A 10792-nucleotide genomic window follows, 5' to 3' on the forward strand; every position below is an offset into this window, starting at 1 on the left:
GCCCTCTCCCTGAAGGGAGAGGGGGCCGTTCGGAGCGTTTGGCGAGCTCAGCGTCATCCTGATACGCCTAGCTACCCTCGTAGGAGCGGACCTTGTCCGCGATTAGCCGGCCCCACCGGCGCGATTCGCGGATGAGATCCGCTCCTACGCTGCCCCACCCGCGCCATTCCATGTAGGAGCGCGCCCTGCGCGCGAAATCGCGGGCAGGGCCCGCTCCTACAGGTTGCGCCGAGATGCTCTTCGTAGGAGCGAGCTTGCTCGCGAACGGCGTACCCCGGATGCCATTGGTGTCCGGATGAATTCCGCCCCCTCTCCCCAACCCTCCCCCTGAAGGGAGAGGGGGCCGTTCGGAGCATTTGGCGAGCTCAGCGTCATCCTGATACGCCTAGCTACCCTCGTAGGAGCGGACCTTGTCCGCGATTAACCGGCCCCACCGGCGCGATTCGCGGATGAGATCCGCTCCTACGCTGCCCCACCCGCGCCATTCCATGTAGGAGCGCGCCCTGCGCGCGATTTCGCGGGCAGGGCCCGCTCCTACAGGTTGCCGGGAGGCACGGTATTCTGCGCCTATACCACCCGCGCCGGCAGCACGTACTGCCACACCGCCACGAAGTGCAGCAGGCTGCCGGCGATCACGAACAGGTGCCAGATGCCGTGCCAGTGGCGGAAGCGCTCATCGTAGGCGAAGAACAGGATGCCGATGGTGTAGCTGGCCCCGCCGGCCACCAGCCAGGCCACGCCGCCCGGGCCGAGGGCGCGGTACAGCGGGCCCAGGGCGATCAGCACGATCCAGCCCATCACCGCGTAGATGACGATGGACAGCACCCGCGCCTCGGAGCGCGGCTTGAGTTCCTGCAGCATGCCCAGCACCGCCAGGCCCCAGACGATGCCGAACAGCGTCCAGCCCCAGGCGCCCTTGAGGCTCACCAGGCAGAAGGGCGTGTAGCTGCCGGCGATCAGCAGGTAGATCGACAGGTGGTCGAGCTTGCGCAGGATCGCCTTGGCCCGCCCGCGCACGCTGTGGTAGGTGGTGGAGACGCTGTAGAGCAGCAGCAGGCTGCCGCTGTAGACCGAGACGCCGACTATCTTCAGCGCATCGCCGAGCAGGCTGCTGGCAACCACCAGCCAAGTGCCGCCCACCAGCGCCGCCACGGCGCCGAGCAGGTGGGTCCAGGCATTGAATCGTTCACCGTGGTACACGTTTTCCCCCTGACGCGCCCCAGGCATGGCGGGCCGCGTACCCGGATAAGTTAAAACGAAAAAGCCCGGCTGCAAGCCGGGCTTTCGTACGAGGCGACGAACTCACTTCAGTGCGAGGGTGCCCTTCATCATTGCCGAGTGGCCCGGGAAGCTGCAGAAGAACATGTATTGCTCGCCTTCCTTGAGCTTGGAGACGTCGAAGCTCACCGAGTCCTTCTCGCCGGAGCCGATGATCTTGGTGTGGGCGATCACGCGGGTGTCGCCGTCCTTCAGGTAGTTCTTGTCCAGGCCGGCGGCCATGCCGTCGGCAACCACGCCCTGCATGTCGGCGGCGGTGGTCAGTACCCAGTTGTGGCCCATGACGTTCTTCGGCAGGGCGCCGGGGTGGGACAGGTTCACGGTGAAGGTCTTGCAGCTCTTGTCCACGCTGATGGCGTTGGTGTTGAACTGCATCTGGTCGTTGCCTTGAATGTCCACCGAGCATTCGGCAGCCAGCAGCGGGGCGCTGAACAGACCGAGCAGGGTGACAGCAGCGAGTTTGTGGAACATACGAGCCTCCTGGGCAGGTTGGGCGGAGAATCCGGAACGGCAGACTGCCCGATAGTCGGGCGGCGCCTGCTGATCCAGGTCAATTCGGTGCGGGCGGCGCCATAGTCTTGCCAGCATGCAGTTCTATCAGGCTGATACGAAACTTCAACGAGGCAAATTAGCGCGCCCCGTCCAGCATAGACCGTCACGGATGCCTGACGGAGAGCGTCGCCATGCACGACAAATCGGATACAAACATGTATACAATTTTTCAGCAAGTCCTCGCGTGCTATGCCCAGGGCGCTTGCGGCGGCTAGGTCGGCCATGGCGGCTTGGAGCGCGGACACGCAGCAGTTACTCTGACGACCGTTTTGACGGTCACGGAGTTCCAGGCAATGACCTTGCGTTCCATCTGCGTATTCTGCGGCGCCAGCCCCGGTGCCAGCCCCATTTACCGCGAAGCGGCCGAGAGCCTCGGCCGGCATATCGCCGAACGCGGCCTGCGCCTGGTCTACGGCGGCGGCGCCGTGGGCCTGATGGGCATGGTGGCCGATGCCGCCCTGGCCGCCGGCGGCGAGGTGGTGGGGATCATCCCGCAGAGCCTGAAGGAGGCGGAAATCGGCCACAAGGGCCTGAGCCGCCTGGAAGTGGTCGACGGCATGCACGCGCGCAAGGCGCGCATGGCCGAGCTGAGCGATGCCTTCATCGCCCTGCCCGGCGGCCTGGGCACCCTGGAGGAGCTCTTCGAGGTCTGGACCTGGGGCCAACTGGGCTACCACGCCAAGCCCCTGGGCCTGCTGGAAGTGAACGGCTTCTACGACCCGCTGCTGACCTTCCTCGACCACCTGGTGCAGGAACGCTTCGTGCGCGCGGAACACCGCCAGATGCTGCAGCGCGGCACCACCCCGGCCGAACTGATCGATGCCCTGCAGGCCTGGAAGCCCCTGGCCGCGCCCAAGTGGGTCGACCGCGCGCCGACCTAGCGCCAGCACTCGGTGGTGGCCGGGCTGCGCTGGCCCAGGGCGTTGAGCGTCAGGGTGCCGCAGCGGGGATCGTTGCGTTGCGGCTCGACCTCCAGCAGGTAGCCGCCATCGCCATCTTCGCCGGCCGACAGCGTCAGGACGTAGCGCCCATTGCGTGAACTCGCCTGCAGGCCAAGGGAGGCGATGTCGGCATCGGCCACCACATAGCGGCGGTTCTGCGCGAAGAATCGTTCCTGGCGCGCCGCCGCCTCCATCAGCAGGGCCTGGCCTTCGGCGCGGTCGGAGCGCCGCACGTATTCCACGTAGCTGGGATAGGCGACGCTGGCGAGAATGCCGACGACGACCACGGCGATCATCAGCTCCAGCAGGCTGAACCCCCGCTGCCCGCTCATTCCGATGCCTCCATCTGGCGCCAGCTCTGCCGGCCCGGGCGGATACCGTCGTAGAAGCGCACCGCTCCTTCACTGCCGTGGGCGACACCCAGGCCGCTGGACAGGTCGAAGCCGAGGGAAGCCCCGCCCAGGCCGCCGGGGAGCAGCACGCCGGCAACCTTGTCGTTGTTGACACGGTCCTGCGCATCAACCACGCCGTCGTTGTTGTAGTCCAGCGCGTCCGCCAGCGGCGCCCCGCCGGTCAGGGGGTTGAGCGCCAGCAGCCAGGTGCTGACGCCATCCTTGCAGGGGTCGGCGTTCGGCGTCAGCGTGGCGAACAACGCCAGCCGGCCGCTGCTGGCCGGGTCGGCGACGACCTGTTCGCCGGTCTGCGGCAGGTCCAGCAGCCAGCCATGCTTGCCGTTGCCGCCCGAGCCAGGCTTCTGCGCAGCGGGCGCCCAGGCCAGCGGGTTGCTGCTGAGGCTTCGGTAGCTGTCGGCAGTCTGAGTGAACTTCTGGGCCTGCAGCCTGTTGCGCGTCACCGTCGAGTCGTTGCCGCCCTGCTCTCCCGACATCAGCCTGTCCCAGATGCCGTAGAGGCTCATCGCCCGGCTGGTGTCGGCCTCGGCGTCGTGGACCTCGAAGTACTTGCCGGTGCCCAGCAGCGCCAGCACGCCCTGGCCCGAGGGATGGCGGACCAGCCAGGGCGCCGCGGTGATGGGCTGGACATTGTTGGAGGCATCGCGGGCGCGGAACAGCGGCCGGCCGGCCAGCCCGACCCGGTAGTCGGAGGCGCTGGCGGAGTCGGGGCCGCCATATCCGTCCTGGCTGGTGGCCTTGTAGAGGTCGAAGCGCCAGAGGTTGCCGAGCAGGTCGCCGGCGTAGGCATGGTCGACGATGCCGTCGCCGTCCATGTCCGCGGCGCGGGGGCTGGACAGGCCGTTGGCGGCATCGCCGCCCTGGCTCACGTTGAGTTCGCGCAACAGCGCGCCGGTGGCGATGTCGATCAGGTAGAGCACCGCCATGTCCTGCAGGCCGTCGTAGCCGTTGGCCGCCAGTACCGCCCACTGGCCGCTGTGCAGGCGGGTGATGACCGGGCGCGCCAGGGTATGGCCGAGGCGCGCGAACGGGCCGGCGCCGCCTTCGATCTCCCAGAGCAGTTTCGGCTGCTGCGGGTCGGTGACGTCCAGGGCGAAGAGCGCGCGGCCGCCGGCGCCGAGGCCGCCGACCAGCACGCTGCGCCAGGCACCGCCGAAGAACACGTCCTCGGCGACCAGGGGGCCGTCCACCAGGTAGCGATGCTCCGCAATGGTGTAGCGCGGATCGGTCAACCGGTACATGCCGGCCAGGGCGGGCCGGGGCACGAAGGCGAAGACCTCTTCGCCGGTCTCGGCGTCGAAGGCGTGCAGCATGCCGTCGTTGGCGCCGACGTAGAGCATGCTGCGCCGCGAGGCCTGCGCCGCCTTGAATTCGCTGTAGGCGTTGTCCCTGCTGCTCAGGCCGTCATTGTCGGGGCTTTCCAGGCGGTCGCGTGGCAGCGCCGGGCGGGACGGCGCCGTCACCAGCAGCGGCGCCGAGTTGACGATGTCGCCGAGCAGCCCGCCGCGCCTGCGGAACTCGCCTCCTTCGAGGTCGCGCTTGCCGGCCAGGTACTGCACGCGCGCTTCGCCACGGGCGTCCTGGTCGCCGGAGAGCGTCTGGTTGAAGACGCGCCGCTGCCCGCTGTCGAGGTTGCTCCAGGCGAAGTCCACCAGGCTCTTGCCCTTGCCCATGAGTATCCGCCGCGGGCTCTTGCGCGCGTCGAGCAGCGCCTTGGCGCTCCACAGCTGCTGCCGGCCGGCGTTCGCCGGTTGCAGGTACTTGACCAGGTCGCCGCTCCAGTCCTCGCTGGAGAAGGAGGCGACGTAGACATGCGCCTGGTCCTTCACCTCGCCGGCCGCCACCGCCGGCCGCGCCGCCGAGGCTGTGCGATTGGCGATGCGCGAGAGGATGCTGGCGAAGGCGTCGACCATCTGCTGCGGGTCCTCGGTGCTGAAGAACTCGCCGCGGGAGTTGATCGCCGCGTGCCAGAGGTCGTAGACGTTGTTTTTATGATCAGAACTCGCCGGCGGCCAGGCGATGCTGCCGTTGGCCAGGCCCTGGTAGCCGGCCCCCTCGAAGGTGCCGCCCGCCCATTCCGGACTGACCAGCGACTGCCCCAGCCCCAGGCCCATGGTGAAGGTCACCAGGTGCTGCCAGGTCGCCGGGTTGTTGCGCGGGTCCCAGTATTGCCGGGTGGCGTCCGACTGGGAGAAGGCGACGTAGGGCTTCAGCTCGTTGGCAAGGTCCGTGCGCGCATCGGTGGCCCAGTAGTGGAAGGCCAGGTCGGCCAGGGTGTCCTTCGCCCCGTCCTTGAAGGGCGAGCGGATCGCGTAGCGAGTGCCATCCGGCAACGTCCTGCCATTACCATCAATGTTGCCACCCACGGAGCCTCCCCTGCCATTCCACCGACCATCAGTCATCATCAGGTGGTAGCTGGGGCGGCAGGTGAATTTCGGTTCCTTCTTGCCACCGGGCTCGAAGTCGTAGGCCGGGCCCTGATCATTGGCGATGAATTTGCCAGCCCGGTCCAGCGCCTGGCGCAGGGGCGTACCGCCGCTGAACCTGACGCTCGACAGCCAGTAGAAGAAGTCCGCGCGGTGCTTCTTGGCGAACGGACGCAGTGGGTTGCCACCGCTGTAGCTGATGCCATTGCAACCCCACTGCCCATTGAGTTGGCTGCAACTGTTCAAATCCTGCCAGGTCAACCGGATGGACTCGGGCAGGCTGTTGAAGGCCAGGTTGGCAGCGCTCTGGGTGGCCAGGGCGCGGTTGCGGTAGAAGGCGTACCAGATGGCGAAGTTCTCCCGCTCGTCCTCCCCGTTCGGGCCGGAGTTCGCGCCGACCTTGACCAGTTTGTAGCAGTTGTCGTTGTCGGTCGCGGACGCCGAGCAGCCGGACAGGCTCGCGTCGAACCTGTAGTAGTAGGCCGGCACGCCGCTGCTGGTTAGATCCGCCCAGTAGTTGTTCGTGAGAAATTCATTGCTACAGGAGGGAACCACCCTGCCGTTGAGTCGCGCCTCGCACGAGAACTGTCCTGTTCGTTCGATCTCCAGATTCAAGCCGGTGGCGATCTCCGTTCTCCAGACTTGCCCGTTGGAGGAGATATAGGCCTTGTGCTTGAAGTCCTTTTCGGGATGCTTCGCCACCTTGATATCGCTCGACGAATCCATGGAGTAACGCCAGGTCACCTGATACTCATTGGCCAGGTCGATCATCTGGCGTCTTTCATCGAAGCCGTTACGCCTGACCCGGGTGAAGTCGAAGCCACCGCCCTGGCTGACGGGGTATTCACGCACCGTCAGTTGACCGTTGCTGAAGGTGACCTGCTTCGGCACCCGGTAGGTCAGTTGGGGGTTGTAGTACATCGGGTTGTAGCTGGCTGCTTTCGCCTGGCGGGTATTGACCTGCCCATCAATGGCATCGGGAACATAGGCCGCCCACATGCTGCTGGAACTGTCCATCGTCAGGATCAGGTTCGGCGCCACCGTCTGGCTGAGGAACAGCGGCTGCTGGCTGATGTGCAGCTTATCGGCGCTCGCCGGTGTGATCAGCCAGGGAGCGGCCAGGCCGAGGACGAGACGGGGGTAGTGGCGGCGAAGGCTCATCGGCTTTCCTCAGTTCACGTAGCGCCGGGCGAAGACCGATTGCAGGAGTACCGGCGTGCGCCCGTCATCGCTCCCGGCATAGGCGCCGGCGTAGTAGTAGTCGGTGCGCAGCTGCGGCTCGTCGAGGTTGCCCAGGTTCAGGCCCCCGCCGTCGCTGGCGAAGTAGGCGGCGTGCTGGCGCAGCGTCCGGTCGAAGCTGCTCTGGCCGTCGTAGTCGATGGCGTTCTGCGCCTTCTCCCACCACTCACCCGGATCGCTGCTCCAGCCCCACTGCCAGGCGCCCTGCTCGTTGACGCGCCGCACGCTGTCCACCTGCAGCACGCAGAGGCCCTGGCGATCAACGCAACTGGTGCCCCGCTGGTCGTCGCTGCCGGCGATGTCCGCCAGGCGCCGCTCGACGTTGCGCAAGGCCGATTCGGCCGCATTGAAGGCGCGCACCTGCTCCGCGCGGTTGCCGGCCAGGCGGAACTCCAGCTGGCTGGCGGAAATGCCGGACAGGGCCAGCAGGGTCATCAGCAGCAGCATGACCAGCGCCACGATGAGCACGGCGCCGCACTGGGCCGTTGCGCTTGCACGGACAGTCATGGCTTCAGGCTCCTCTGGGCAATGGCGGCGAAGGCGATCTGCAACGGACGGGTGTCGCTGGCGGCGATGACGGGGGCTCGGCCACTCAGCGCCTGCCAGTCGTTGCGCACTCCGCTGGCGATGCCATCGCCCTGGCCGCCCTTGCCGGCGAACAGCAGGTACAGGCCGAGCTGCTGCACTTGCTCGGCGCTATCGGAAAGCGGCTGGAAGCTGAAATCCACCAGCTCCTCGACCAGCACGCGGCGGAGCCGGGGCCGCTTCCGCCTTCGACGAAGGCGGCGCAGGTCAGCGTTCCGGCGTTGCTGTCCAGCGCCAGGCGGGCGACCACGGTGAGCGGTTGCGTGGAGAAGGGCAGCGACGTTCCGCCGCAATCCGCCTCCTGCGCCTCCAGGCCACGCTGGTAGCGCACGCACAGGGCCGCGCTCTTGCCGCCCTGGGTCAGGGCCAGCGTCTGCCCGGCGGCGAAAGCCGGGCAGCCATGGACGGCTACCCGTGCCGGGAAGGCTTCCTCGGCTATTTGCGCCTGGGGTTTGGCCCGGTAGCCGGCGCGGCCCACCAGGCGCTCGATGGCGTGGGTGGCGAAACGGGCATTGCCCTGGTTGGCCAGTTGGCCGAACTGGAACTGGGCGTGGCGCTTCTGGTCGAGGAACAGCTGGGTGACGCCGATGATCAGCACGCTGCCGAGCAGCAGCGCCACCATCAGTTCGACCAGCGACAGGCCCCGCTGGCCATGGCGCAGATGAGAGCCCCTCATTTCACAGCTCCGCGCGCAGCACGTAGCTGCACACGCCCCCATCGCACATTTTCGAGCGTTCATCGGCCCAGGCGACGCGGATCATCACCAGGGAACCGGCGTCGGAACAGGCTTCGCCCGAAGCGCTGCGGCAGACCGCGAACTCCTTCGTCAGGAGGTCCGCGGTAACCGGCAGCAAGCGCTCGACCCGGCCACGCCAGCAGCCGAGGTCAGCGTCCGCGACGTCGTCGCCACCGCTACCGCGCTGCCGTGTCCCGCAGTTGTCTGGTATGGCTGGAAAGGCCGACTTCTCGGCCTTGAAATACTTCGACTCGCCGTCCGGTTGCCCCGTCGCGTCGAGCACCGCGTCGCGGTTGCTGCGCATCATCTCCAGCAGGTCGTGGGCGAGCATCACCGCGTTGCCCTGCAGGGTGGCCTCCTGGGTGTTCTGCACCGCCCGCGACTGCAGGGCGAGCATGCCCAGGCCGCCCACCGTCAGCACCAGCAGCGCCACCAGCACCTCGATCAGGCCGACGCCTGCGCACGCGGCCCTCATGAGCAGCCTCCGCTGGCCGGCAGGGCTATCTGCCCGCTGGCGAGGATGCGGATGCGCTGGCAAGTCGCGCCGTCCACGGCCGGGCAGATGCTGATGCAGGTCGCCTTGCCGCCCAGGCGCCCATCGGCGCGGAAGACGATGCTGTTCGCAGCGCTGGCCAGGACGACGGCGTCACGCAGCGTCACCTGCCGCAGGCTGGTGCTGCCGGCCGTCACCGCCAGTGCCCCGGTCCAGGCGCTGCCCTGGGCCGGCTTCAGTGTGACGGAGCGCCCGCGGCTGGCCGCCTCGCCGCGGGTATAGAGCAGCAGCGAGTACAGCTCCTGGGCGGCGCCCTGCACCTGTTGGTTGCGTATCAGTTGGGTGAAGCCGGGCACCGCGATGGCGGCGGTGATGGCCAGCACGGCCAGGGTGACGAGCAACTCGATCAGGCTGAAAGCGGCGAAGCGGGAATGGCGTGGCATCGGGCCCCCGGGCGATGAAGACGGCGACCGGTGCGGGAGGCGCCGGTCGAGGTCTGCCCAGGGTGCGCTTGTCGGCGGGGGGAATATGCAGGATGAATCGCCAGCTTCGGCCGGGCCTCCCCACTCGGGGGAAGGTGAAATTTCCTATGGCGGCAGGAAAGCTCCTGCGCGCTCACCGGCCGTCGAGGATTGGCGACCGCCCATCCCCAACGGCGTAGGAAAACGCATTCGGAAGCACCAGAGGCACCCTTGCGGTGCCCCTGTGTAAGGCGCGGCGCTCAGCCGGCGGGTTGCTGCACGATGATGGTCTGCGCCGGCATCGGCGCCGGGAAGCCGGTGCCCAGGGCTTCCTTGATGGTGCGGTTGGTGTCGAAGTAGACCTGCCAGTAGTTGTCGTTGTGGCAGTACGGGCGCACCGCCAGCACCGGGCCGACCAGGTTGAACTCGAGGATTTCCACGTCCACCGGCGGCTCGGCGAGCACGTTGGGGATCTGCGCGATGCGCTCCTTGAGCAGGGCCGCGGCGGCGGCGTAGTCGGCGGCGCCGGACAGCTGGGCCTTGAGCTCGACGCGGCGGAAGTCGTTGTGGCTGTAGTTCTGGATGGTGTCGCCGAAGATCTTGTTGTTGCCCACCAGGGTCAGCACGTTGTCCGGGGTGTTGATGGCGGTGACGAACAGGCCGATCTCCTTGACCGTGCCGGTGACGCCGGCGGCGGTGATGAAGTCGCCGACCTTGAACGGCCGCAGGACGATGATGAAGCCGCCGGCGGCGAGGTTGGCCAGCAGCCCCGACCAGGCCATGCCGATGGCCACGCCGGCCGCGGCGATCAGCGCCGCCAGGCTGGTGGTCTGCACGCCGAAGTAGCCGAGGATGCCGATCACCAGGACGATGTTGAGGGTCACGGTGATGAAGGAGCCGACGTAGCGCAGCAGCGTCGGGTCGACGCTCTGCCGGGCCAGCGCCCGCTCGACCATGCCCACCGCCAGGCCGATCAGCCAGCGGCCGATCACCCAGAAGGCGATGGCGGCGAGGATCTTCATGCCGAAGGCCAGGGCGTACTGCTGCACCAGCGTCCAGATTTCGTTGAACTTCTCCGTACCCACGTTGACGATGTTGGTGTCGCCCATTGCCTGGCCCATCCGTTGATTGGGAAATGACCAGGGAAAAGCTAGCACGCCGTTCGCGGCTTGCCCGGCGGGTGGGACGGAGCGACTCTTTTGCCGGCTGCGCCAAGGTGCTCTTCGTAGGAGCGAGCTTGCTCGCGAATGAGCCCCGCCGCGGAGTCTGTTCGCGAGCAAGCTCGCTCCTACGAGAAGCCGTGCCCGCCGGTATGGTAGGGGCTGGGCCTGCGCACGATAAGGCTCAAGAGCGCCCTCTCCCCAACCCTCTCCCGCAAGCGGGAGAGGGGGCTGTCCTGAGCGGGCGGGGAATCCGGGGTCGTCCTGGTACACCTGGCTACGAACAGCGCTTGCCCGTAGGGCGCAAGACCGTAGGAGCGGACCTTGTCCGCGATGGCCGGAACCACCGGCGCGATTCGCGGATGAGATCCGCTCCTACGCTGCCCCACCCACGCCATTCCCCTGCGCGCGTTTCGCGGGCAGGGCCCGCTCCTGCAGGCTGACGCCGAACTTCCAGCCCACGCCGAACGGCCCCCTCTCCCTCCGGGAGAGGGCTGGGGTGAGGGAACGG

At 67.5% G+C, this 10792-nt stretch carries 10 protein-coding genes; 1 reads left to right on the forward strand and 9 read right to left on the reverse strand.

Annotated features, from left to right (window positions below; translation table 11 throughout):
- Positions 1-567 precede the first annotated feature (567 nt).
- Complete coding sequence (gene trhA, locus BM060_RS27895; protein WP_074985121.1) at positions 568-1200, reverse strand: PAQR family membrane homeostasis protein TrhA; 633 nt, start codon at positions 1198-1200, stop codon at positions 568-570.
- 102 nt (positions 1201-1302) lie between these two features.
- Positions 1303-1749: an azurin gene (gene azu, locus BM060_RS27900; RefSeq protein WP_009613416.1), complete on the reverse strand. Its 447-nt coding sequence runs from the start codon at positions 1747-1749 to the stop codon at positions 1303-1305.
- 374 nt (positions 1750-2123) lie between these two features.
- Here azu and BM060_RS27905 point away from each other — a divergent pair, with 374 nt between their 5' ends.
- Positions 2124-2711 carry a cytokinin riboside 5'-monophosphate phosphoribohydrolase gene (locus BM060_RS27905; protein ID WP_074985123.1) on the forward strand — a complete coding sequence of 196 codons (588 nt, stop codon included), beginning with the start codon at positions 2124-2126 and terminating at the stop codon, positions 2709-2711.
- Here the strand turns inward: BM060_RS27905 and BM060_RS27910 are convergent.
- From BM060_RS27910 to BM060_RS27940, 7 genes are all read right to left on the reverse strand, one after another.
- Entirely contained in the window at positions 2708-3103 is a 396-nt protein-coding gene (locus tag BM060_RS27910) for a type IV pilin protein (RefSeq protein ID WP_074985125.1), read from the reverse strand. The genes BM060_RS27905 and BM060_RS27910 overlap by 4 nt on opposite strands.
- On the reverse strand, positions 3100-6768 hold the full coding sequence (locus tag BM060_RS27915) for a pilus assembly protein (protein WP_083426854.1): 3669 nt from the start codon (positions 6766-6768) through the stop codon (positions 3100-3102). The genes BM060_RS27910 and BM060_RS27915 overlap by 4 nt, the downstream gene beginning before the upstream one ends.
- Positions 6769-6777: 9 nt before the next feature.
- On the reverse strand, positions 6778-7353 hold the full coding sequence (locus tag BM060_RS27920; RefSeq protein ID WP_074985128.1) for a pilus assembly PilX family protein: 576 nt from the start codon (positions 7351-7353) through the stop codon (positions 6778-6780).
- Between the two features lie 85 nt (positions 7354-7438).
- A complete protein-coding gene (locus BM060_RS27925; RefSeq protein WP_074985131.1) occupies positions 7439-8107 on the reverse strand; it encodes a PilW family protein in 669 nt (222 codons plus the stop codon).
- 1 nt (position 8108) lies between these two features.
- The gene (gene pilV, locus BM060_RS27930; RefSeq protein WP_074985133.1) at positions 8109-8642 is read right to left on the reverse strand and encodes a type IV pilus modification protein PilV; all 534 of its coding nucleotides are present in this window, start codon (positions 8640-8642) and stop codon (positions 8109-8111) included.
- Positions 8639-9103: a GspH/FimT family pseudopilin gene (locus tag BM060_RS27935; protein ID WP_074985135.1), complete on the reverse strand. Its 465-nt coding sequence runs from the start codon at positions 9101-9103 to the stop codon at positions 8639-8641. Before BM060_RS27935 ends, pilV begins: the two co-directional genes overlap by 4 nt.
- 278 nt (positions 9104-9381) lie before the next feature.
- Positions 9382-10230: a mechanosensitive ion channel family protein gene (locus tag BM060_RS27940; RefSeq protein ID WP_074985138.1), complete on the reverse strand. Its 849-nt coding sequence runs from the start codon at positions 10228-10230 to the stop codon at positions 9382-9384.
- Between the last annotated feature and the right edge of the window lie 562 nt (positions 10231-10792).

The sequence above is a fragment of the Pseudomonas citronellolis genome, assembly GCF_900112375.1.
GTDB classification, from domain to species: domain Bacteria; phylum Pseudomonadota; class Gammaproteobacteria; order Pseudomonadales; family Pseudomonadaceae; genus Pseudomonas; species Pseudomonas citronellolis.